Source organism: Enterobacter sp. PP-008-ECC_S150 (assembly GCF_045257065.1).
Lineage (GTDB): Bacteria > Pseudomonadota > Gammaproteobacteria > Enterobacterales > Enterobacteriaceae > Enterobacter > Enterobacter chengduensis.
On record NZ_JBJHHG010000002.1, the window covers coordinates 67,433 to 91,357 of the forward strand.

At 59.0% G+C, this 23,925-nt stretch carries 20 protein-coding genes; 9 read left to right on the forward strand and 11 right to left on the reverse strand.

The window, feature by feature from the left end:
• Positions 1-10: 10 nt before the first annotated feature.
• From ACJBF3_RS03000 to ACJBF3_RS03020, 5 genes are read right to left on the reverse strand one after another with little or no spacing between them, the layout of a single operon-like run.
• Complete coding sequence (locus ACJBF3_RS03000) at positions 11-436, reverse strand: globin (protein WP_045326394.1); 426 nt, start codon at positions 434-436, stop codon at positions 11-13.
• Entirely contained in the window at positions 433-1,827 is a 1,395-nt protein-coding gene (locus ACJBF3_RS03005; RefSeq protein WP_047717701.1) for a DUF3131 domain-containing protein, read from the reverse strand. The genes ACJBF3_RS03000 and ACJBF3_RS03005 overlap by 4 nt, the downstream gene beginning before the upstream one ends.
• On the reverse strand, positions 1,812-3,359 hold the full coding sequence (locus ACJBF3_RS03010; RefSeq protein WP_045326391.1) for a DUF3131 domain-containing protein: 1,548 nt from the start codon (positions 3,357-3,359) through the stop codon (positions 1,812-1,814). The genes ACJBF3_RS03005 and ACJBF3_RS03010 overlap by 16 nt, the downstream gene beginning before the upstream one ends.
• Positions 3,356-4,687, reverse strand: coding sequence for a DUF3131 domain-containing protein (locus tag ACJBF3_RS03015; protein ID WP_045326388.1), 1,332 nt, complete (start codon positions 4,685-4,687; stop codon positions 3,356-3,358). The genes ACJBF3_RS03010 and ACJBF3_RS03015 overlap by 4 nt, the downstream gene beginning before the upstream one ends.
• The gene (locus ACJBF3_RS03020; protein ID WP_045326385.1) at positions 4,684-6,501 is read right to left on the reverse strand and encodes a glycosyltransferase; all 1,818 of its coding nucleotides are present in this window, start codon (positions 6,499-6,501) and stop codon (positions 4,684-4,686) included. Before ACJBF3_RS03020 ends, ACJBF3_RS03015 begins: the two co-directional genes overlap by 4 nt.
• Before the next feature lie 282 nt (positions 6,502-6,783).
• Between ACJBF3_RS03020 and opgC the strand changes: the two genes are divergently transcribed.
• The 5 genes from opgC to ACJBF3_RS03045 are packed head-to-tail and all read left to right on the forward strand — an operon-like array spanning position 6,784 to position 10,875.
• Entirely contained in the window at positions 6,784-8,001 is a 1,218-nt protein-coding gene (gene opgC / locus ACJBF3_RS03025) for an OpgC domain-containing protein (RefSeq protein ID WP_045326382.1), read from the forward strand.
• Between the two features lie 11 nt (positions 8,002-8,012).
• Positions 8,013-8,897 carry a hypothetical protein gene (locus tag ACJBF3_RS03030; protein WP_045326381.1) on the forward strand — a complete coding sequence of 295 codons (885 nt, stop codon included), beginning with the start codon at positions 8,013-8,015 and terminating at the stop codon, positions 8,895-8,897.
• Between the two features lie 9 nt (positions 8,898-8,906).
• A complete protein-coding gene (locus tag ACJBF3_RS03035) occupies positions 8,907-10,121 on the forward strand; it encodes a PP2C family protein-serine/threonine phosphatase (RefSeq protein WP_047717703.1) in 1,215 nt (404 codons plus the stop codon).
• Complete coding sequence (locus ACJBF3_RS03040) at positions 10,111-10,449, forward strand: STAS domain-containing protein (protein ID WP_045326379.1); 339 nt, start codon at positions 10,111-10,113, stop codon at positions 10,447-10,449. The genes ACJBF3_RS03035 and ACJBF3_RS03040 overlap by 11 nt, the downstream gene beginning before the upstream one ends.
• Positions 10,450-10,875 (forward strand): ATP-binding protein, encoded by a 426-nt coding sequence (locus ACJBF3_RS03045; RefSeq protein ID WP_045326378.1) that lies wholly within the window; start codon positions 10,450-10,452, stop codon positions 10,873-10,875.
• Between the two features lie 21 nt (positions 10,876-10,896).
• Here ACJBF3_RS03045 and ACJBF3_RS03050 read toward each other — a convergent pair whose 3' ends face one another.
• Positions 10,897-12,387, reverse strand: coding sequence for a UbiD family decarboxylase (locus ACJBF3_RS03050; RefSeq protein ID WP_045326375.1), 1,491 nt, complete (start codon positions 12,385-12,387; stop codon positions 10,897-10,899).
• 111 nt (positions 12,388-12,498) lie between these two features.
• Here ACJBF3_RS03050 and ACJBF3_RS03055 point away from each other — a divergent pair, with 111 nt between their 5' ends.
• Positions 12,499-13,383: a LysR substrate-binding domain-containing protein gene (locus ACJBF3_RS03055; protein ID WP_406544706.1), complete on the forward strand. Its 885-nt coding sequence runs from the start codon at positions 12,499-12,501 to the stop codon at positions 13,381-13,383.
• Here ACJBF3_RS03055 and ACJBF3_RS03060 read toward each other — a convergent pair.
• The 4 genes from ACJBF3_RS03060 to ACJBF3_RS03075 form a co-directional block, all read right to left on the reverse strand.
• The gene (locus ACJBF3_RS03060) at positions 13,374-14,285 is read right to left on the reverse strand and encodes a LysR family transcriptional regulator (protein WP_045326372.1); all 912 of its coding nucleotides are present in this window, start codon (positions 14,283-14,285) and stop codon (positions 13,374-13,376) included. The genes ACJBF3_RS03055 and ACJBF3_RS03060 overlap by 10 nt on opposite strands.
• A gap of 1 nt (position 14,286) precedes the next feature.
• Positions 14,287-15,273, reverse strand: coding sequence for an MBL fold metallo-hydrolase (locus ACJBF3_RS03065; RefSeq protein WP_045326371.1), 987 nt, complete (start codon positions 15,271-15,273; stop codon positions 14,287-14,289).
• Positions 15,274-15,414: 141 nt separating this feature from the next.
• On the reverse strand, positions 15,415-16,164 hold the full coding sequence (locus ACJBF3_RS03070) for a 5'-nucleotidase, lipoprotein e(P4) family (RefSeq protein WP_249431479.1): 750 nt from the start codon (positions 16,162-16,164) through the stop codon (positions 15,415-15,417).
• 86 nt (positions 16,165-16,250) lie between these two features.
• On the reverse strand, positions 16,251-16,778 hold the full coding sequence (locus ACJBF3_RS03075) for a GNAT family N-acetyltransferase (RefSeq protein ID WP_045326369.1): 528 nt from the start codon (positions 16,776-16,778) through the stop codon (positions 16,251-16,253).
• A 132-nt stretch (positions 16,779-16,910) separates the two neighbouring features.
• On the opposite strand from ACJBF3_RS03075, the gene treZ reads away from it, so the two are divergent.
• From treZ to glgX, 3 genes are read left to right on the forward strand one after another with little or no spacing between them, the layout of a single operon-like run.
• The gene (gene treZ, locus ACJBF3_RS03080; protein WP_045326367.1) at positions 16,911-18,698 is read left to right on the forward strand and encodes a malto-oligosyltrehalose trehalohydrolase; all 1,788 of its coding nucleotides are present in this window, start codon (positions 16,911-16,913) and stop codon (positions 18,696-18,698) included.
• A complete protein-coding gene (treY, locus tag ACJBF3_RS03085; protein ID WP_045326364.1) occupies positions 18,695-21,163 on the forward strand; it encodes a malto-oligosyltrehalose synthase in 2,469 nt (822 codons plus the stop codon). The genes treZ and treY overlap by 4 nt, the downstream gene beginning before the upstream one ends.
• Positions 21,164-21,178: 15 nt before the next feature.
• The gene (gene glgX / locus ACJBF3_RS03090) at positions 21,179-23,254 is read left to right on the forward strand and encodes a glycogen debranching protein GlgX (protein WP_045326362.1); all 2,076 of its coding nucleotides are present in this window, start codon (positions 21,179-21,181) and stop codon (positions 23,252-23,254) included.
• Here glgX and ACJBF3_RS03095 read toward each other — a convergent pair.
• Complete coding sequence (locus ACJBF3_RS03095; protein ID WP_406544709.1) at positions 23,251-23,802, reverse strand: winged helix DNA-binding protein; 552 nt, start codon at positions 23,800-23,802, stop codon at positions 23,251-23,253. The genes glgX and ACJBF3_RS03095 overlap by 4 nt on opposite strands.
• Positions 23,803-23,925 lie beyond the last annotated feature (123 nt).

Sequence of the window (23,925 nt, forward strand, 5' to 3'; positions counted from 1 at the left end):
GTGATTCTCCCTACGCGCGGTAGTGCAGTTCTGCCTGTCGGCGCAGGTATTCCAGACCGGGCGCGATGGCCATCGCCCAGGCGGTCAGGATCTCATCGTCGCAGAGCGGATCGCGCAGGCTCACCGCGTTCAGCATGGCTTCGCGCCACAGGGCAAAAAAGCGCGGGGGAAGATGAAGACCGTCATTGCTTTGCTCCCGCGCCAGGCGCTCAAGAAAATCAGGCACGATCAGGGCGCCGTCCACCGCCAGCATGGCGAAGAAACTTTTAAACAGGGTCTGCTGACCTTCCCGTTCCGGCAGGCGAGAGAAGTGCTGCTCCGTCTCGGGCGACATATGGATAAAGGCGTCATAGAACGTCTGAAAAAACGCGGTTTTTTCATTATTCGGAAAGACGCGGTTCAGGCTGGATTCAAACAGATCGCGATAGAACTTCACGGCGTCCTCCTTACGGCGCTTTCGCCCGGCAGACAGTGCCCGATGGGCGTGTATTCATCTGCCAGGCGGCGTGAAAAGTAGCTCTCTTTCTTCGACCGACGCACGTCAAACAGAGGCCCGGCGTTGTGCTTGAAGAAGAGGGCTTCCAGCACCGTGGCGTTGGTAGAGAGGGTTAACGCAGCGTTGGTATCGCCGGTGGCTTCAAGGCGGCCTTCATACCAGCCTTTCTGCGGGTCGTTAAGGTGTTTTGTCACCGACATCAGCATGTCAGTGTAAGGGGTGTCCCACAGCGCCCACAGGGCAAAAACCGCCCTGGTCGATACCTGGGCAAAACGGGTATAGTCCTGGCCATCGTCGCCGACTGTGTTCCAGGCATAGCCATTTCCCCAGACGGTATCCTGAATATGCCAGGGGGCCTGTGAGAGCGAGAAATCTGCCCTTGCCGTGAGGACCTTATCGGTCTCCCAGCGGGTCTTCTGGCTCAGCCAGACGTTTTCGGCCTGCTTGCGCAGACGCTTTTGCAGGTCGGCGCCCACGCCTTCGGGCTCCCAGCCAAACTCTAGGCCCGGCAGCATATAGGGAAGGGTGGTAATCAGAGAAGGCTGCCACGTGGTGCGTGGATCCCGCGCGTCCACGGCCAGACGCCGCTGGGCGATGATGACGTGGCGCGCCGGGGGCGTAAACGCCTTATCCGGAGAAAATCCCCACAGCTGGAACGCCGTCGCGGCATATTCGCTCTCGCCCAGGCGCAGCTCTTCCCGGACGACCGGCTGGCCGTTTTGCAGAGACGATGACCACAGTTCGCCTTCGCTGTCGATGACCGGGCAGAAATTCCAGCGCAGGATAATTTTATCCAGGTATTCGCTGTACTGCGGCTCCCGCTCCGCGGTGAGGCGCAGGGCGAGCATCAGGCGCGCCATGTCGCGTGCGGACCAACCATTTTTGATGGGCTTACCGCTAAAGTCGACGGGCGTCGCCGTCTGGCTGGAATAGAGCCGACCCGGCGTCTGGGCATCGGTGAGCATCAGGCGGTTAAGGGTGCCCATCAGACGGGTCAGGCGGGCGTCATACTCGACGTCGTCAATTAGCCCCAGCTCTTTCGCCGCCAGCAGGGCGATCAGCGTATCGCCCATTTGCCAGAGCGTGACGCGGGGCTGGCTGTCGCTTCCGTTGACCAGCCCGGTTTGCGGCTGGGTATTATTGGCGAAATAGCGCCAGGCGATCGCCGCCCACTGCCGTTCTTCCGGCGTCAGGGCGGCGATACGCGCGCTGGAGTGCCAGCCGCCGTTGATGAGCCAGCGCCAGCCCGCACCCTGATGAGCAAACAGGGCAAACGCGACCCCGCCGGCGAGAAGTAATCCCGCGAGCCCTCTGGCTATGGTTTTAAGCATTGCGCAGTCACCGGAGGCAGTTTGACGGGCTCATCTGCGCTGCATGACGCGCACTGACAGGCCTGACAGGCGGGTTTGGTGCGCAGCGTGACGCCGGTTCGGTCGCACCAGCTTTTTACCGACGGCGTGCTGCTCAGGAACGGACGGTTGCGCTGCGCGTTGTTCTCTTCAAACTGATCGAGCAGCTTTTGATCCCACAGAGACGGGGCAAAATCCTTGCTCTTCGGGTTGGCGGTGTTGAAGGCCAGCAGTTTTCCCTCTTTTTTGAACAGCAGGGCCTCCAGCATGATGCCGTTATTGTTCGCCGTGAACTCTTTGATCGGGCCGTCACCGTTTTCATACAGCCCCTCGTAGTAGCCTTTTCCCTCTTCGTTGGCATTTTCAATGGTGTTCAGCAGGCGGTCGGTATAAGGGGAGTTCCACAGCACCCACATGCCCAGCGCCGCCTTTAACGAAATCGCGGCAGCGTCAGGGACGAACTGGCCCTTATCGGTAATGGTGTTCCAGTTGTACCCGTCGCTGAAGACGGTGTCATAGACGAAGTACGGGGCTTTATCGAGCTGGTGCTCGGAGCGCGCGGTGAGGACACCGGTAATGGTATAGCGGTTCTCCTGAGCCTGATAAACGCGGTCGGCAAAGTTTTTCATCCACGTCAGGGAGTAGTCGCCCGGGGCGTTGTCCCGGTCGGTCGGCTTATCAAAGCCGAACTCCAGCCCGTAGAGCAGGTAAGATTCCGTAACCACGTAGTTATGCTGAGAGGTGTCGCGCGGATCGCGTGAATCGTACGGGACCAGCACGCAGTAGATCTCGGCCAGCTCGTAAGGCTGTGGGCGGCTGGCTTTACAGGTATTAAAGCCCCACAGCTGGAAGCCCGCCGCGCCATACTCTTCATAGCCCAGGCGGCCCTCCTGAACATACTTCGGCTGGCCGTTTTCCAGATAGGCCCCGTACAGCGTGCCGCAGGGGTCGATCGCATGGCTGAAATCCCAGCGGAGCACCACGTTATCCACGCTGTTGCCATACTCCGGATAACGCTCCTTGATGATTTTCAGCCAGACCAGCATCCGCCCGATATCCAGCGCCGAGAAGCCAATTTCGCCGGGCTTGTTGGTGTAGTCCACCTTCTGGGCGCTGATGGTGTTATAGGCTTTGTTAGGCAGCTCGTTGCGGAACAGCACCAGGGTATTCAACGTGGCGAGAAATTTCAGCATCCGGCGATCGAATTCTGCTTTATCAATAATCCCCAGCTCGCGCGCCGCCGTCAGGGCAGCCAGATAGGAGGCGCTGTCCCACATGGTGGTGGAGGGATATTTGTTTACCGCATTTACCAGGCCCGTCGTAGGCTGATAGTTGGAGACGAAATACTGCCATGCGTTCTTCGCGATGGTCATCTCTCTGGCCGTCAGCTCGCCGCTGCGCGGAGAGTAACCCGATGCAGGCAGCTCGATATCCGCACGCGCGGTCGAAAGCGCCAGCCAGCAGATCGTTATTCCCGCGAGCAGGTGGAAAAGGATCGTGGATCGTGGCTTCATGGCGTTGCTCCTGCAGGAGTGGATGAATAGGGAACCGTGTTAAGGCAGGCCAGACAAAGCATCTGGCCGTGCGCGATGTACGACAAACTTTCCAGCACGATGGCATTGGTATCGGCGTCCACGACGGCATTGACGCTGTTGTTGAGATTCAACCCGCGCTGCCAGCCCTTACCCGGCACCTGAAGCGGCACAACCTGCTGGCGCAGCGCTTCGCTCCAGCTATTGCGGAACAGGGCATACCAGGCAAATGCGGTGCGGGTTGAGGTAATCGCCACTTTCTCCGGCACCTCGTCGCGCAGGTTGCGCGCCTGAACCGGCTGACTGTCCGGCAGATCGTTAACGTAATCCGGCGCCGGTTCGGCATAATCCGTGCTGACCGGCGGTTTTGGGCTGCGCAGGCTATGGCGCCGCTGCTGGATCTGCATAATCCGCCACGCGATTTCAGCGCTCTGCGCATCAAAGCCCAGCTCAAGACCGGTTAGCAGATACGGGAGACTGATGAGGGAGGTTTGCTTTCCCCACGGCGTGCGTAGCCCTTCATCGGGCACCATCACGCCGTCCAGATCGACCATCTTTTGCCCTTCCGGCGGATTGGTGACCGCAAGGCCCGCCGTGCTGTCAATCAGACGTAGCGTATGGCTGGCGTAGAGACGGTAGCCAAAGCTGTCCCGCTGTTCGTCAGCGGTCAGCGCCCAGTGGTGAAGCGGCACGGCCGCCTGGCTTTGGTCGTTATTTTCTATCAGAGCGCCGGTGTTCCAGAGGCTAATCAGATCGTTGATAGCCGCCGCGTGCTGAGGATAGCGCCACAGGAGGGTTTGCAGCGCCGTCAGCAGGCGGCTCAGCCCAATTGCCGAGGCGTCGGGTTTCCCGAGGATCTTCAGGGTATCCGCATGGTAATACGCGGCGGGAAGGCCCTGCTCGTTGAGCGGCAGTTGTCCGAGCGTGAACAGGGCGGTGCCGATCCTCTCGTCGAACTCATCGGTGGAAATAATGTTGAGCTGCTCTGCGGCAGCGGTCGCAAACAGGTAGCTTCCGACGCTCCAGAGGCTCAGCCAGGGCTCGCCGTCGCTGGCGTTCGCCAGGCCGTTCGGCTGGGTATTATTCACGTAGTATTGCCAGGCGACCCGCGCCCAGATGGCTTCGTCATAGGTCAGCGCGCGCTTCGCGGGCAGCGGCGGGAAGTCTTTACTGAGCGCGATTCCGCCGCTGCTCTCCACGCGGGTAGGCATCTGTTTCTCAACCCAGACCACCACGGCAAAGCCGAGCAGAAACCCGAGCAAGATGGTGAGGTAACTGCGCGCGGAAAGCAGGGCATCACGTATCCTCATGGGGTGACCTCGTCCTCTTCAGCGGGCGTCCACATGGCCGCAAAAATCAGGGGAAGCATGGCAGCGATGTTCACCCCTCCCCAGAATATATTGATCACGTAGCCGGAAGGGTCGTCCACCTGACCGCGCGCGACCTGAATCCCACCCCAGATAAGCCCTGCGAGGGTGAGCATCACGATGGCAATCTGCGGCTTTACCAGGTAGAGAAAACGGCCCGTCTGCCGCTCTTTTGGCGTGACGTGAAATTTGATCTGCTCGCCCCGAAGCACCGTATTAAGCGCGCGCAGGTTCATGGAAAAGAAGGAGAGGTAAGAGGCCCTGCCGTCCCAGGCCGAGATCCCCCAGGTTCCGAACATAAAGGCCAGCTCCGAGACGATAAAAAACGGCAGAAAATGGAGATAGAACGGCGTCGACCAGGCGGAGACCGGCGGAATGCCGGTGAACAGATAGATAATGGGTGAGATCAAAAATACCGTGTTCCACACGCAGGCCATATAGGACCAGAAGGTGGTGGCATACATCAGCGTCTGGGGAAGCGAAAGCCTGAAGCGGCGACGGCTGAAGATATTGTCATGGAACAAAATATCCAGCGAACCGGCGGCGTACTTAAAGCGCTGGATCATCCAGGTCAGCATATCCTGCGGCGAGAGCATCTTCGACTCAACGCGCGGATGCATGACCGAGCGCCAGCGCCGGGCGGCGTCACCGTGCAGCAGCACCGAGGTGTAGATATCTTCGGAGACGTGGAATTTGTAGGGCGTGAGTTCGGTGTCGAACGCCACGTGCGGGCGCATCGCCTCCTGCAGCGCTTCCCGCGTTTCGTCATCGCGGATGTCGCGGGTATGGCGATGGATCTCCTCTTCGACGGACCAGACGTAGCTGCGCAGCGCGGCCTGCATGACCGCCTCGCGACGGTGGATGGACGCCGCGCCGCAGCAGAATGCCGCGTTGGCCCAGTTGCGCCGCCGCAGGATGACGTCATAGAACATGCGCGGATCGTTAAAAAACGGGTCGCGGCCAACGGTGACCGGTCCGACAAATTTCTGAATCAGCCAGCCCAGGCCGTAGCCCACTTTTCCGGCTTTTCGCTGCCCCCAGCGCGACAGATTTTCCCCTTCCGGGAGATCGAAGAACCACTGCGGCGTCTGGACCCAGGCGACATCCGGATCGCGAAAATAGCCCAGCGTATGGCTGAGCAAGGTGGGAAATACGCGGGTATCGGCGTCGCAGATCACAATAAAATCGCCGTCGGTTTGCTCCAGACCGTTGCGCAGGTTGCCCGCCTTAAAGCCGATGTTGGTCTGACGGCTGATATAGTTAACGCCTTCCTCTTCACAGACGGCTTTCATCTCCGGGCGGCGGCCGTCGTCGAGCACGTGGATGCGATAGTCAATCGGGAACGGGTATTCCATCTTCAGGGCGTCGCGAATGGACAGCCTGACCAGCTCGGTGTCTTCGGAGTAGGTGGCAATGAACAGATCCACCTTAACGGGACGGGGCTCTACGGCCTCGTCAGGTGCCAGGCATTCGTTAATCTCGCCAGGCGGCGGGCTCTGGGGAGGATCCTGCTCTTTCCACAAGTTGATGGTAAACAGCACGGTGCCTATCCAGGCCAGGGTTTCGGCGAGGACCAGCGGTATGGCATACCATAGCGCGTCGGTATTCAGGGAAGCGGTCCAGCGCCAGTAAATATAATTTGCGCCCAGAATAAGCGCCGCGACCGCAAGCACCTGCCAGGTCATCATGACCCAGCGCGGTGTTTTTAACGGTTCCGGAGGTCGACGTTGTTCAAAACGGGAAAAATAAAAATCCATAGTTCCGGCGTTCCTGATTCCGTGAAAAATGCAGACCCATTCTGCGGCGCAGGCAGTGGCCCGAAAGTAACAGAAAATGACGGCTAAACAAGATTTAAGGTAAGTGTAGAACGCCGAATAAAAGTGTCCAGCAACGTTTATTACTATTATTTAGTGGGCGTTAATCGAATTTAAACTTAGCTTAATTAATTTCTTCTGCCTGCGATAAATTGCGGATACTATTCCTTTAGGCTATCTACTTTATTTAGAACGTTGTTTTCATTTCCAGGCAAAGGACACCCTATGAGCCATGTTGCGCCGTCGCTTGCGCAAGAAGATGAAGTCAAATCAATATCATGGCGGTACGACGTGGCAGGTGCCCGGGACCTGAGAATCGACTTTATGCGCGGCATTGCCCTCGTCATGATGGTGGTGGCGCACACGGAGGTGATGTCGGTATTTAATATATTCTCCTGGGAGCGTTTTGGGTTAACAACCGGTGCAGAGGGCTTTGTCATTCTTTCAGGATTTATGCTGGGCATGCTGAATCGCGCGCGCCTGCAAAAAGCGGTTTTGCTCACGGTTTCCTGGGGGATTTATCTCAGGGCGTGGAAAATATATCGCGTAAATATCATTATCATAGTGTCGTTTATTTTGCTGAGCTATGTCCCACATATTAATCTTTTCGAGGTCACCCACTTTACCGACCGCTTTTCAGGTGAAAGCTGGTCGCTTTATCCGGTTACGCCGCAAATAAAGGAGACCTGGTTCAACATTATTCTCTATTTGCAGATCGGCCCCCATCAGACGCAGATTCTGGGGCTGTATATCTTTTTGCTGCTCTTTAGCCCCCTGTTTTTGGGGATGCTGCAGAAAGGAAAGGTCTGGTGGCTGCTGGGGCTGTCGCTGCTGGTGTATGGCCTGTGGCAGCAGTGGCCGGTGCGGCTCACGCCGTCGGAATTCGAGTTCGCTTTCCCGCTGCTGGTCTGGCAGTTCATCTTCGTGCTGGGCATGACCAGCGGCTGGTACAAGGCTGAACTGATCTCTTTCGCCCGCACCCCGGCAGGAAAAGCGGTGGTAGCTGCGCTGGTGATAGTGGCGCTCGTTCTGGGTTTTGTTGCCCAGAACCATACCAACCCGTTTATGCCGCCCGCGCTGATGCTACACGTCATTTCGCCTGACAGCTTCAATACGTTTTACCACACCTGGGCGGCAAAGAATGAGCTGGGCCCGGTGCGGGTGCTGAATGATATCGCCCTGATGGTCACCGTCTATCTGGTGCTGACGTATTGCTGGACGCCGCTTAACCGCCTGCTGGGATGGTTTCTGATCCCGCTAGGCCAGCACTCGCTTTATACCTTTATTTTGCATGTGTACGTGGTGCTGCTGGTGAGCCAGTTCATCACCTTCGACTTATGGCGTCACGCCTGGATAGAAAATACGTTAGTGCATGCGGCTGCGCTGGGCGTGTTATGGCTGATGGCAAAATACAACGTTGCCGCACGCTGGATACCTAACTAAGGATGGCGGCTATGCGCGAAAAATGGCTTCTGGCGGGCGTCCTGCTCGCCGCGATACCCGCGGCGGATGCGGCAGACACGCTGCGCGATCGGAACGGCGAACCCGTTCAGGCTGGCGTCTTTACCAGCCGCTGGGGGCGGCTGTTCTCGGGGAATGAGAAGCAATTTTCTGGTGCCCTGAGCTTTAGTTCAGGGCTGAAAGAGCAGCTGGTGAGCGTGCCTAACAGCTCGGACGGCGCCGCGCAGAAGAACACGCTTAACCAGACGGTGAACCTTAGCCTGCAGTATTCCCCCTATAGCTTCTGGTTTGCCAACATAACCTCTCGCTTGCCGATCAGAGATACCAACCGCTACACCACGGATTTTCGCTACAGTTTCGGCTATGACGACTGGCATGCCAATACGGTGAGCCTGGTTTACGGCAACTACGGCGAAAACCACTTCTGGACGTCGGGCAGCCGGAGACACACCTATTTCGAACAGGGCGCGTTTACGCTGGCCTATAAGTTTTCTTTGCCCAAGCCGGTAGAAAATTCGCTACTGATCAACAAAGGCGACTCCATTATTTGCCAGGTCGGGTACAGCTGGGCTCCACGCTACTATGACCTCAGCAGTAACGATATCCGCAAAAATAAAAACGTCATGCTCGGCGGCTGCGGCTATACCTTCAGGCAAAATTTCTTCATTCGCGCAACGGCATTCTGGTTCCCGGACAGCAGCCAGCAGCAGCCCTGGAACGGCGATTACAGCTACAGCTTTGGCTACGCGGGCTATACGCCGGGGTCGTTCTCCATCCAGTATGCAAACTATGCGGGGACGCGCTATCCGGGTCATGGCAGCGGGAATTCAAAATTCAGGGAAGGGACCGTGAGCCTCATCTGGTTCTTACCGATCTAGGAGGGATGCATGTCAGCGCTGCACGTATTAATCGTCGAAGATTCACTGATTTATCGTCGCTTACTCTCCCGAATGCTCATCCAGTGGGGCTACACCGTGAGCGAAGCGGAAAATGGCGTCGCCGCGCTGGAAATATTGTCCAGCCAGCCCGTCAGCATGGTGATCAGTGACTGGGAAATGCCTGAAATGGACGGCCTTGCCCTCTGCAAGGCGATCCGTAGCCGGGAATGGGGCCACTACGTGTACGTCATTCTGCTGACGGCGCGTGAGAATTCGGGAGATTTGGCGCGGGGTTTTGACGCCGGAGCCGATGAATTTTTGAATAAGCCCGTCGAGCAGGACGAGCTGCGGGCGCGGCTGCACGCCGGGGGGCGCATTTTGACGCTGGAGGCGACCCTTGCGGCGCACAACAAGCGTCTGAGTGAAGCGTTACGCCAGATTGAAAAGGATCTTGAGCTGGCGGCGCGCGTTCAGCACTCGGTGCTGCCTTCGCACCGCTTACGCTTCGGCGACTATTTTTCCGACTGGCTTTTTTTACCCTCAGCGTGGGTCGCAGGTGATGTTTTCAATATTTTTGCTCTCGATTCGCATCTGGGGTTTTACTGCGTGGATGTGTCCGGCCACGGCGTGGGGGCGGCGATGATGTCCCTTGCGGTGGCGCGTCAGTTCCTGCACGGCAGAGTGGTGGATCGTTTTTTGTTTACCGAAGAGGGCGGGATTCAGTCACCTGCCGAGGTCGTCAGGATACTGAACAGCCGCTTTTGCAGCGAAGAGAGCGACATCACCAGCTATTTCACCATCATCTACGGGGTGATCGATCCAGACAGCGGTCAGGGGGTGTTGTGCCAGGCCGGACATCCTACTCCCCTTATTGTCAACGCGGCGCGTGCCGTCACCCCGGTGGGCGATGGCGGACCGCCGGTCGGGCTGATCCCGGACCTGAGCTGGGAGGACGTGACGTTTACCCTCAATCCAGGGGATCGTTTATGCTTATTCAGCGACGGTATCACGGAGTGCGAGAACGTCGGGGGGGAGCAGTTTGGCCCGCAGCGTCTTGAACGCTGGCTTCAGCAGCACGCCCGACTGCCGGTTGACGAACTCCTGCCGCGGTTCGGTGACCACCTGACCGGCTGGCGCAACGCGAATCGTGATGAACCGACCGCCTTAACCGATGACGTTTCACTGTTAGTGATCGAGCGTCAGGGAGAACAGAATGATCGTTGATACTGAAAGACTACCGCACGCCAACATTCTTACGCCCGCAATCCGGCGGCTGGATGCCTCTGTTGCCGCCGCGTTTAAGGCCTCTGTCGCTGAAGAGATTGGCAGCGATCGTAAAGCCTTAATCGTCGACTTTAGCAAAGTGGATTTCATCGACAGCAGCGGGCTGGGGATGCTGGTGTCATTGTTTAAGCTGATGAACGGCAAAGGCGAAATGGCGCTGTGCGCCCTGAACCCAGGGATCATGAATATGTTCACCCTGACCCGAATGGATCGCATATTCCGCATCTATCCGGATAAAAGCAGCGCGCTTGCGCAGCTGGGGCCGTAGATGCCGGGGCCGGACCATGCTGAATTTCCGGCGGCGATCGATTCCCTGACGCCGCTTGCCGGCTGGCTGGGAGAGCGGCTGGGCGCGCTCGCCGTAGACGACGAGTGGCGTTTTGCCTTCGATCTCGCCGTCTGTGAAGCGGCGACGAATATCATCCGCTACGCGCTGCACGAGGATAGCTCGCGCCTCTTTAGCGTACGGTTCGACATCCGCGGCAACGATGCCTGCGTTATTTTTAGCGACGCGGGTGATGCGTTCCCGCTGGAGCGGCTTGAGGCCGCCAGGCGAGACCGTTTCTGCGAAATGTCGCCGCTGCTGGAGAGCGGCAGGGGGCTGATGCTCATTTTGCTGAGCGTCGATCGTTTCACCGTGGAACGCGTGGCGGGTGAAAATATTGCCACGCTTGAGAAGAAAATCAGCGTATGACCCGCAGGCCATACGCTGATTTTATTTCGTATTGTCAGCAAACAACGTCGGCGCCCACGGACGCGGGTCCACCTCCATAAACGGGGCGCGCTCGAAGCGGTCCTTCAGCGCCCACGGCACCGTGCAGTCGAAGATGGTCTTGCAGGAAATGCCGTTGCCGCGAATCGAGTTGCTGTAATCCGGCGACTGGGACGGATCGAGCTGGTGGCCGCGGATCCCCGGAATATTGGTGATGCTGACATCCCCCTGCATGCGGGTGGTCATCGCCCACAGGATGTCGTCGCTGTCGAAAATATCCACGTCTTCGTCGACAAGAATGATGTTCTTGAGCTCCGAATAGGTGGCTAAGGCAATGAGCGCCGCCTGGCCCTGACGCCCTTCGTCTGACGGCTGGCGTTTTTTCACCTGCAGAATACCGAGGAACTTGCCGCCGCCCGCGGTATGGGCGTAGACGTTTTGCAGGAAGCCCGGGATCGCCTCCTCAACGGCGTTGCGGATGCTGGCCTCCGTCGGCAAACCGGCCAGGGTGGTATGTTCTTCTCCCGGTCCCACCAGCGTTTGCAGGATCGCGTGGTTTCGCATGGTCACGGCTTTCACCTTGATCACCGGCAGGGAGGGGTTCGCCTCGCCGCAGTAGCCCGGGAACTCCGGCATCGCGTGGCCGGTATTGGTGTGCTGATCTTCTCTTACGCGCACGTTAGGGAGCAGTTCACCTTCGATAATGATTTCCGCCCGCGCGATCGCTTTCTCTTTGACCGCCACGCCCTGCACCAGCTCCACCGGCTGCTGGCGCAGCGCCCCGGCCACGCCCAGCTCGTTGTAGCCAAACGGTGTGGTAGGGGCCTCAAAGCACGCGCCGATATAGATGGCGGGATCGAGCCCCATGTTGATCGTCACCGGCAGCGGTTTTCCGGCCGCTTCCGCTTTTTTGCGGAAGACTTCGATATGGCGACCGGCGGCAAGGAACATGGAAAGCTCGTCGCGCTCCTGAACGCAGAGGCGGTGAATGGTGACGTCCGTCAGCGAGCTGTCCTCCGGGTCGCTTGCCAGCACCAGCCCCAGGCAGAAGAACGGGCCCGCATCAATCGGCGTGTTGGTCGGTGCCGGAAGCAGCTTGCGCAGGTCGAAGTCCGGATCGTCAGCGTAGAAGACCTGCTCCTGGCAGGGCGCCTGCGAGGCAGGGACCACCACCGGCGCTATCGGCTTTTTCACCGCCTGGCCGACGTGTTTTGCCAGTTCAGAGGGCTCGCAGCCTAACAGGAGCGCCGCCCGCTCGCGGCTGGCGTGCATGCCCACCAGAATGCGCGAGTCCGGGTAGCCCTTCACGCTGTTGAACATCATGGCCGGGCCGATGCGGGTCGGGCGTTTTACCGTGCCGCCCGCGCCGATGTGGCGGTAAACCCCCGCCAGCTCTGCATTAGGATCGACCGGATGATGGGTTTCAATATACTGCCCTTCGTGTTGCTGCAGTAAGGCGATGGCGCTGCGGAGATCGTTAATCTGGTTTTCCATATTTTCCTCCCTCGGTTGAATACCTCCATTTTTACGGCAATAACCAATAGCATCAATTGCATCATTACTGCTAAATTGATAAGTAAATTCATATCAAAAAGGAGGCGTCGCGTGCAGTTTCGTCAGATGCGCCATTTCATCGTGGTTGCCGAAGAGCTCCACATGCACCGGGCCGCCGAGCGCCTGAACATGGCGCAACCGGCGCTTAGCCAGCAGATAAAGGCCCTCGAAGAACGTTTAGGCGTCACGCTCTTTAGCAGGGCGAACCGCCGCCTGACCCTGACGCCCGCGGGTGAAGCGTTTCTGGTGAAAGCCAGGCTCGCCATCTCGTTAACCGAGCAGGCGGTGCTGGACGCCAGGCAAACGGCACGGGGCGAGCAGGGGGTGTTAAACCTGGGGTGCGTGTCGAGCGCCATGTTCGACGGCAGGCTGCCCGCCGCGCTGCGCCATATGCACGCGCGCTGGCCGGCTATTACCATGTCGCTGATGACGGGAAATGTGCAGACGCTCTACGCCGCGGTGCAGAGCAACCAGCTTGACGTGGCCATCATTCGCGCGCCGCTGCCGTCGCTCCCGGACGATCTGCAAAGCCGCCCGTTCACCAGCGAAAAAACGGTGCTGGCGCTGTATCGTCAGCATCCGCTGGCCGGGTCCTCCGCGCTGACGCTGTCGTCGGTAAAAGATGAAAAATGGATCTCCCTGCGCGACCCGGAAGGCATGGGGCTGGAGCAGTACTTCTACGACGCCTGCAGCGGGGCGGGCTTTCAGCCTGAGGTAGTGCAGAATGCGACCGACGTGCCCACGGTGATAAGCCTGGTGTCGGCTGGGTTTGGCCTGGCGCTGCTGCCCGCCTCGGCAAAGGCGGTGAGCGTCGAGAACGTGGTTTACGTGGACATCCTCGACCGGCTTCGGGAAAGCGAGCTGACGCTGATTTGCCTCCGGATTATTCGCTCAGAAGTGCTTAAAAAATTTCTGATTACCCTCGATCACACCTGACGCCCGGCGGCCCGCAGCAGCTGCTCGCGCAGCCAGGCATTCGCCGGATCCTGGCTGTTTTTCGGGTGCCAGTACATGTTGATGGCAATTGGCTGGAGCGGCAGCGGCGGCGGAAAAATATCCAGCGTAGAGGCGAACCGCTGCAGCATCCGTTCCGGCAGGGTGCACACCAGGCCAGTGCCGGCCACAAGCGCAGGCGCCATGGCGTAGCTCTGCGTAGACATCGCGACGCGTCTCTGATAGCCGAGTCCGGCCAGGGTTTGATCGACAAATCCGGTAAACGGATCGCCCGCCGATGACACTACCAGATGCGAAAGCGCGCAGTAGCTTTCAAGGTCTAACGGATCGGTCCCGCGCGGATGGCCTTTGCGCTGGGCGGTGGCAAAGGCGTCGTCGAGGAGCTTGCGCCTGACCCAGCCGTCATGGGCGCCCGCGCTCACGCCGATGTAAATATCCACATCGCCGTTTTCGAGCTGCTGCGGCAGTTCAGCCATCTCCGGCAGGGCGAAGCGCAGGCGTATGCCGGGGGCACCGGTTCCCACCTGGTTCAGCAGTTCGGTGCCGAGCATCAGCGCCGGGTTTTCATGCAGCGCGATAACAAAGGTCCGGCTGCTGGTTTGCGCATCAAATGCCGTGGGGGCAAACATCGCGCTGATGCCGCGCAGCACGGTCTCCACCTGCGGCTCGAGCGCTTCCGCTCGCGGCGTGGGTAACACCCCGCGTCCATGCGGGGAGGGAATAAACAGCGGTTCGCCAAACAGCGCGCGCAGACGCGCGAGACGGGCAGACAGCGCGGGCTGGCTGATGCCCAGCCGCGCGGCCGCATGGGTGATATTCCTGTCCCGAAGCAGGGCGTCCAGGGTCAGGATCAGGTCAATATCCATGTCAGCAATTGGCGTCATCTTATTTCGCGCTGCTGGCGTCCCGGTTGGCGTAGGTGACGGGGACCCAGGCATAGCCGCCGTGTTCGCCTTTGGTGACATAGCCGATACCCGGGAACGGCAGATGCGGCGCGGCAATCAGGTCTCTGTTTTTCACAAAGTCCGCAAACGCCCGTTCGCGCACGCTTGCCGCTTTGTTCTGATCTTCATCATAGGTGATGGTCACGCCGGGCTGCGGGAACTGCACCGCTGCGGCATGGATGATGTCACCAACGAAGGTGATCTTCTCGCCTTTGCTTGTCAACGTGTAGAAGGCTGAACCCGGCGTATGGCCAGGATGAACCGTGCCCGTCAGCCCCGGGAGGATCTCAGACGTGCCGCTAAACGGCACCACTTTACCGGCGTCAAGATAGGGCTTTAAGGTCTTCTGCGCGACGTCAAAGTAGTTCTTGCCGTAGCCGGTTTTCTTCTGATTGTCGTCGTTAAAGAAAAAGTCGACGTCGGGCTTGCCAACGAAAACGCGCGCATTGCTAAACACCACTTTTCCATCCTTCACCAGGCCACCGGCATGATCGGAGTGGGCGTGGGTCAGCAGGACTTCAGTGATGTCCTCGGGCTTTATGCCCTGCGTGGCGAGACTTTCAACCAGGCGTCCCCCCGCATCAGGACCAAAGAGCTGGCCCGAGCCGGTATCCACCAGAATTTTGTGTCCGGGGATCGCAATCAGGAACGCGTTGATGGAGACCTCGGCCGGGTTGGTCTGGAAATTCTTCGCGAGCAGCGCATCAATGTTTTGCGGCGTTGTCCGGCGCAGCAGCGCATGCAGATCCTGCGCGACGGTCCCGTCCGTAAACGAGGTGACCACAACGTCGCCGACCTGAACGCGGTAACCGCCCGCCGGTTGTTTCACGACGTGCTGCGGCGTTTCAGCCGACGCCTGAAGCGCGGGGTAAAAAAGCAGGGAGCTGGAAATCAGCGAGGACAGAGCAAGTTTTTTTACGGTAAGCATACGAGTCTCCTTTGAAAGTGCTCATCTTACTGTTCCGTAAAAGTATAAGAACCTGCCCAGAAATGATAGGACCTATAAACACGCTGGATAGATCAACGCAACAGCCGGGCGGCGGTGAAGCCCGGCCCGGCGCGTAAGGCGTTATTTTTTCAGCGGTGCGTTCCAGCTCTCCGGCGTGGCTTTGGACCAGGCGCCATAGGCGGCGTTAGGCAGCACAATCCAGTCGTTGCCGAAGTGCTCAGCGCTGGCTTCAACCAGCTCGCGCTGCTGCTCGCTCGGCTTTTTGTTTTTAAACTGCACGGCGAAATCCGGCAGGCTGTCGCCAAACAGCATCACGATTTTCTGCTTTTTAAGAATACTCTGGCGACGCTCTTCTTTGCTGACCGTATCCAGCAGCACGCTCTCGTCGGACACCTGCGGCAGGCCGAGGGCGTTTAATGTCTTCAGCGTGTCGGCTTTGTTTTCCTGCATGCGATCCGAGACATAGTAGATCCGGACTTTGCTTTGATTCACATGGTCAAGAAACGCCTTCGCGCCCGGGATTAAGCCGGGTTTACCCTGTTTCTCCCAGTCGCTCCAGGTATCCCATATTGTAAAGTCGTGACACTGCTCTACGTCGCGCACCAGCAGCGGGGTGTTATCCAGCACCGTTTCATCCAGGTCCATCACCACGGCGTAATTTTCAGGCGTTTTCAGCTCCTTTAACTTTTCGTTGAAACGCTCGGTGGCAAACCGATACGTCTGCAGCTGAAGCGCCATGATTTCCGCCGATTTCTGCTGATAGCGCAGCGCCATTTCGTACGCTTTGGGTTCACACAGGCCGCTCTCGGCGGCCGTCGCCGCTGCCGCTGCACTCAAAACCGGTAATGCCAGCAGTAATGCCTTAGCCATTGAATTCACACTTCTTTCCTCAACACCGTGGTTAAAATCCCGAAAGCGTAATGAAATTCAGTGACAGAAATATGAAGGCTGCGTCGCTACACCAGCATGTAATACCAGAACAGGGCCACTTCGTCTTTTTCCGGCAGGGCGTTGTACAGATAACGGTCATATCCGCCCAGGGTGAACCCGTAGTGACGGTAAAAAAGACAGGCCGTGACGTTCACATTCTGAGTTTCCAGCCGCAGCCCCGGCGCGTTTACGCTTCTGGCCCACACGTGCGCGGCGGCCATCAGTTTTTGCGCGGCGCCGGTTCTGCGCTTCGTGCGCTCAACGGCGATATAATCGACCGAGATAAATTTATTCCAGCCGATTGACGCAGTGATAAATCCCGCTATTTCACCGTCATCCGTTTCGGCGACAAGAAATATGGCCTCAGGATTAACGCAATGATTTTCCAGGGTTTGAATGTCAAGCTCGTAGATTTTTATCCAGGGTTCGGCGACGGCTTCGATATGCAAATCACAGTGGATAAAGGGCTCTCGCGCAATGCGGTTAACGGTGAAAGAAAAGTCACAGCATTCAAGACGTGGGAGGTCGGTATTTAATCCTTTTCGAATCTGCATAATTTTCCCTGTAGTGAGTTATTTCATAAAGAATAGACGAAGCGGTTAAATTCGCTGGGCTAACACACTTTTAATCCTGAACTAAGCTTGTAATTCATTCCGCGTAAAATGTGGGTCATTCGAGGACAATGAATGGAATTCAGGACATTTCAAAAGCAGTGGGGTGCTGAGTTTATTTCCGATGACGTTGTACGTTTTCGCGTCTGGGCAGAAGGACAGAAAGAGCTTACGCTACGTCTGGCCAATGCCGACGTGCCGATGACGGCAGCGGGCAACGGCTGGTTTCAGGCTGACGTATCCGGCGTCGCGCACGGTGCAGAGTATCAGTTTGTCCTGCAGGACGGCATGATGGTACCCGATCCCGCGTCGCGCGCGCAGGCGGGAGACGTTAACGGCCCCTCCATCGCGATCGATCCCCGCCGTTACCCGCCGCTCAACCGGGACTGGACAGGGCGTCCCTGGGAAGAGACGGTCATTTACGAGCTGCACATCGGCACCTTTACCCCGGAGGGCACCTTCCGGGCGGCTGCCGATAAACTCCCTTATCTGGCAGAGCTTGGAATTACCCAGCTTGAAGTCATGCCCGTCTCCCAGTTTGGCGGTTCCCGCGGCTGGGGATATGACGGCGTGCTGCTGTATGCTCCGCACGCGGCCTACGGCACGCCGGAGGATTTCCACGCGTTTATCGACGCCGCGCACGGGCTGGGGCTTTCCGTGGTGCTGGATATCGTGCTCAACCACTTTGGCCCGGAGGGGAACTATCTGCCTTTGCTGTCGCCCGCGTTTTTCGACGCGGAGCGGATGACGCCGTGGGGCAACGGCATTGCCTACGAGCGCGAGCCGGTGAGGCAGTACATCACCGACGCGCCGCTCCACTGGCTCACGGAATACCGCCTCGATGGCCTGCGCTTTGATGCCATCGACCAGATTAAAGACGGCTCGGACACGCATATTCTTGAGGAGATTGCCACCCGGATCCGCAAGGCTATTCCCCACCGACACGTTCACCTGACCACGGAAGACAGCCGCAACGTGATTTTTCTGCATCCGCGTGATGAACAGGGCAACGCGCCGCTGTTCACCGGCGAGTGGAATGATGACTTTCACAATGCCGCCCACGTGTTCGCCACCGGCGAGACGCACGCCTACTACCAGGATTTTGCCTTCGAGCCGGAGAAAAAGTTCGCCCGGGCGCTGGCGGAAGGGTTTGTCTACCAGGGCGAGGTCTCTTTGCAAACCGGAGAATCCCGCGGGGTGGAGTGCCTCACGCAGCCGCCCCAGTTCTTCGTCGATTTTATCCAAAACCACGATCAGATCGGCAATCGAGCCCAGGGCGAGCGGCTTATCACCCTCGCGGGTGCCGATAAGACGCGGGTGCTGCTGGCCGCGCTGCTGCTTTCCCCCCATATCCCGCTGCTGTTTATGGGCGAGGAGTATGGTGAAACGCACCCGTTCCTGTTCTTCACCGATTTTCACGGCGAACTGGCAAAGGCGGTGCGGGAAGGGCGCGCGAAGGAGTTTACCGGCCACGCCGGACACGATGAAACCGTTCCGGATCCGAATGACGTGAACACCTTTGTTCGCTCAACGCTCGACTGGCACAAGGTTGCCACCGACGAGGGTAAAACGTGGCTGCGCTACACGCGCCACCTGCTGACCCTGCGCCATCGCTATATCGTGCCGCTTCTGCATCCGCGCGGTGCCGTTGAGGGCGAGGTCATCAAAACCGCGCCCGGCATGGTGGCGGTGAGCTGGCGCTTCCCGTCGGGGACGCTTTCGCTGGCGCTCAATATCGGCATTAAGCCCGTCGCGCTGCCCGCTCTTCCAGGGGAGACGCGTTTCGCCTCGCATGAGGTTACTGACGTTTTACCCCCGAACGGTATTGTCGTTCGCTTTGCTGATGGAGAAGCAACGTTATGATCCCTTCCGCCACGTACCGTATTCAGTTTCGAAACGGCATGACCTTTGATCGCGCTGCGGCGCTGGTGCCGTATCTGAAAGATCTCGGTATCAGCCACCTCTACGCATCGCCCGTTTTTACCGCCACAGCGGGTTCCACCCACGGCTATGACGTGACCAACCCGAATGAAATCGACCCCGCTATCGGCGGACGAGCGGGTTTCGACCGCATGGCCACGGCGCTTAAGCAGGCCGGTATGGGGCTGATTCTGGACATCGTCCCGAACCACATGTCTACCTCGCTGGAAAACCCCTGGTGGCGGGACGTGATTGAGTACGGACAGCAGAGCCGCTATTTTCGCTATTTCGACATCGACGGGTCGCGCCCGCTGACGCTGCCGTTCCTCGGCGATACCTTTGAGGCGGAGCTGGAGAAGGGAGCCATTACGCTAAAACGTGACCCTGTCACGAAAAAGGCCGCGCTGGTTTACTATGATGCCGCGTATCCGCTCAACCCGGACACGTTCAGCGATGACAAAAGCATTGCCGAGCTGCACGAGGCGCAAAGCTGGCGGCTGATTTCCTGGCGGGAGGCGCCGAAACAGCTCTCGTGGCGGCGTTTCTTTGAGATCACCGGGCTGGTCGGCGTTCGGGTAGAAGATGACGCGGTTTTTGACGATACGCACCGGCTGATCCTTGAGCTGGTCCACGCGGGCGTGGTGGACGGCCTGCGCATCGACCATGTCGACGGCCTGGCGGATCCGCTGGGCTATCTGCAGCGCCTGCGGCAGGCCGCCGGACCCGACTGCTATATCACGGTCGAAAAGATCCTCGCCAAAGGGGAGCAGCTCCCCGCCGGGTGGCCGATTTCGGGCACCACCGGCTACGAGTTTATCGCCTCGCTGGCGGAAGTGCTGGTCGACGACGCCAGTCTGTCGCGCCTGGAGGCCGTTCATGACGAGACGCTGGGCGGCACGGTCGATCGCCACGCGGAGCTGCGCGATGCCAAAGGCCTGATGGTCGATCGCAATTTTGAAGGCGAGTTCACCACGCTGCTGAACCTTGCCGACGATCTGGCCCGCCGAAATGAGGTTGCGCTGCCGCGCGACGATATCCGCCATGCGCTGCGCGAGCTGCTTATCGCCTTTCCGGTGTACCGCACCTACGGCACCCGGGAGGGATTAACCCCGCCGGACGTGGCGCTGCTTAACCGCGTGGTCGCCAGCGTGGAGACCTCCGAAGCGGCGCTGAGCCTGATCGTGCGCATCCTCACCGGCGAGCTGCCGGAAGACTGCCGCGAGCCCGCCGCGCTGTTCAGAACCCGCTTCCAGCAGCTGACCGGGCCGCTGATGGCGAAGTCCGTTGAAGACACGCTGTTCTTTCGCCACAACCTGGAGCTGGCGCTCAATGAAGTGGGCGCCGACCCGACGCCGCGCGCGTTTTCACTATCCCGCTTCCATCAGGAGATGCGCATTCGTCTGGCGCGTCAGCCCGACGCGCTGCTGGGCACCTCCACGCACGATACCAAGCGCGGGGAGGACGCCCGGGCGCGCCTCTACGCCCTGACGGAAGCCCCGGAAAGGTGGGGCGAAAATCTTGCCCGCTGGCGGCAGATGAACCAGACCCAGGTGCGTTTTCTCAATGACGGTACCGCGCCGAACGCCGCCGATACGTGGATGATCTACCAGGCGCTGGCGGGCGTCTGGCCCGCGACGCTGTCACCGGACGACGCCGACGGGCTGAAATCACTTGCCGAGCGTTTTATCGGCTTTCTCGAAAAAGCCCTGCGCGAGGCGAAGCAGCGCACCGACTGGATCGACAGCAACGAGAGCTATGAGAGCGTGGTGCTGAGCTACGCGCGGCACCTGCTTTCGCCGGACAACAGCCTGTTCCTGCACGATTTCAGCGAGGCGATGCAGCCCTTCATTCGCGCCGGGCTGATGAACAGCCTGAGCCAGACGGTTATCAAGCTGACGGCGCCCGGCGTGCCGGACATCTATCAGGGCAGCGAGGCGCTTAACTTTAGCCTGGTTGATCCGGATAACCGACGGGAGCCGGACTTCGACGCGCTGGTACAAAACCTCAGCGCGGCGGATGCCGCGGTGTTTGACAACCCGGCATGCTGGCGAGACGGAAGCGTCAAACAGTTCGTCACCGCCACGCTGCTGCGGCTTCGACCGCACTATGACGCGCTGTTCCGCTACGGCGACTGGCTGCCGCTTAAGGTCACCGGCGAGCGCGAGGAGAAGCTGATTGTCTATGCGCGCGTTAAGGACGACGAGGCGCTGATCGTCGCCGTGCCGCGTCTGGTTTTTGACGTTACCGATAATCAACAGCTGTGGGTCAACACCACGGTCGCGTTACCCGACGAACTGGCCGGGAAGCGCTATCGGGATCTGTTCAGCGGCGAAAGCCGCATGCTGCAAGAAACGCTGGATTTAACGTCAGAAAAGGGATCGGTACTGGTTCTGCTGACCTGCGAATAATCGTGGAGAACGACAATGGCAAAGGATACTACGTTTGAAATTCGGGCCGGTCATGGCCAGCAGTTGGGTGCAAATTATGACGGGAAAGGCGTCAACTTCGCGCTGTTCTCCGCCCACGCCGAGCGGGTGGAGCTCTGTCTGTTTGACCCGTCCGGGAAAACGGAAGTCGCCCGGCTGACGCTTCCGGAATATACCCATGAGGTCTGGCACGGCTACGTACCCGATCTGAAGCCCGGCGCGCTTTACGGCTATCGCGTCCACGGCCCTTACGACCCGGAGAACGGTCACCGCTTCAACCCGCATAAGCTGCTTATCGACCCCTACGCCCGGGAACTGGTGGGCGATATCGACTGGAACGACGCCCATTTCGGCTATGAGCTGGGGCACGACGAATTAGATTTAAGCTTTGACACGCGGGACAGCGCGCCGTTCACGCCGAAATGCAGGGTCATCGACCCGAACGCCTTTGACTGGCAGGACAGCAACCGGCCGAACGTGCCCTGGCCGCATACCGTTGTCTATGAGAGCCACGTGAAAGGCTTTACCCAGCTGAACCCCGCCATTCCGCCCGAGCTGCGCGGCACGTTTGAAGGCATGGGGCACAAAGCCTCGGTCGACTATATAAAAAGCCTGGGCATTACCTCGGTGGAGCTGCTGCCGGTGCACTGGTTCCCGGATGACCAGCACCTGCTCGACCGCGGCCTGAAGAACTTCTGGGGCTATAACACGCTGGGCTTTTTTGCTCCGGCATCACGCTACTACGGCCCGGCGGGGATCCAGGGCTTTCGCGATATGGTGCGCGCCTATCATGACGCGGGCATCGAGGTGATTCTGGACGTGGTGTATAACCACACGGCGGAGGGGAACGAGCTTGGCCCCACGCTCTCGTTTAAGGGGATTGATAACTACAGCTATTACCGCACGCTCCCGGACCAGCACCGGTATTACATCAACGACACCGGGACGGGCAACACGGTGAATACCTCGCACCCGCGCGTGCTGCAGATGGTGATGGACTCCCTGCGCTACTGGGCGGAATCGATGCACATTGACGGTTTTCGTTTTGACCTCGGGACCATTCTGGGCCGCGAGCCGGAAGGGTTTGACCCGCGCGGCGGTTTCTTCGACGCCGTGACTCAGGATCCGGTCCTGTCCCGGCTGAAGCTGATCGGTGAACCCTGGGATATTGGTCCCGGCGGGTATCAGGTCGGCGGTTTCCCGCCGGGCTGGGGAGAATGGAACGACAAATATCGCGATACCGTTCGCGAATACTGGAAGGGCGATAACGTCTCCACGGACTTTGCCGCGCGGCTGCTCGGCTCTGGCGATCTGTACGATCTGCGCGGGCGTCGCCCGTGGGCCAGCGTCAACTTCATCACCGCCCATGACGGCTTTACGCTGAATGACCTGGTGTCGTACAACGAAAAACATAACGCCGACAACGGCGAGGACAATAACGACGGGCACAACTATAACCGTTCGTACAACTACGGCGAGGAGGGGCCGACGGAAAACCCGGATATTATGGCTACCCGCGAACGGCAAAAGCGCAATTTCCTGACCACGCTGCTGTTCTCCCACGGCACGCCGATGCTGCTGGCGGGGGACGAGTTTGGCCGCTCGCAGAAGGGCAACAACAACGGCTACTGTCAGGACAGTGAGATCTCGTGGATCGACTGGAAGGGGCTGTCCGAAAACGACGCCGCGCTGCGCGACTTTACCCGACGGCTGATTGCGCTTCGCGCGCAGCAGCCGCTGCTGCGCCGTGAAAGCTGGCGCGACGGGCTGGAGATCCGCTGGTTCAATGCCGGCGGCGGCCCGCAGCAAGCGGAGCAGTGGGATGAAGGCTCGACGCTCGGGGTCTCCATCAGCAGGCCGGATCTGCGGCAGGAGGAGGGGATCTGGCACGACGTGCTGATGCTGTTCAACCCGTTTGAAGGCACCGTGCCGTTCAAGATCCCGCAGTTTGGCGAAGGGGGATGGGTGCTGGAGCTGTCTACGGCGGATGACGCTGTGGCAGGAACAGCGATCACCGAAACCGTTGAGTACGAGCTGGCCGGACGCAGCATCTCCCTGTTCAGACGTCCTTAACCCTTGTATGACACCGCCGCCCGGGCGGCGGTGTCATACAACGAGGAGATCGTGCGTAACAGCTGCGCGGTCTCCCCAATCGACTTCCCGGCAATGCCGCTCTCCGCGTGGATCGCGATCAGGCACGCCTCCCGCACGTCACGGTATTTCATGCACAGCGCTTTCCCTTCCTCGGTGGTGGAGAAAAAGAGCTCTTTTCCCGCTTTCTCGCTCGTCACGTAGCCCGCTTTGACCAGCTTTTTCAGGGCGTAGGTTACTACGTGGGTATCTTCCACGTTGAGGACGAAGCAAATATCGGCAAGCTTTTTCTTGCGGTCGCGGTGGTTCACATGATGCAGCAGCGACACGTCAAAGGCGCCCATGTCCGGCTCGCCGGCAGCCGTCATGCAGCGCACCATCCATTTATTAAACGCGTTGCTGGTCATGATCAGCGCGTACTCCAGCTCTGACAGCTCCGCGCAGCGCTCCGAAACCAGATGGCGGGAAGAGACGATCCGGCCTTCGTTGATATCGTCGCGATCGGGTGAAGCACTCTTTTCTGAGGTCATAACGTTCCTTAGCCAGAAATGTAAACTCGTCGATAAAATAAGAACATTTTATTGATAATTTGTTTACATGTTTTTGAGGTTCAGATATAGCTTTTTAGCGCAGGTTTTGTGAAGCCTGACGAA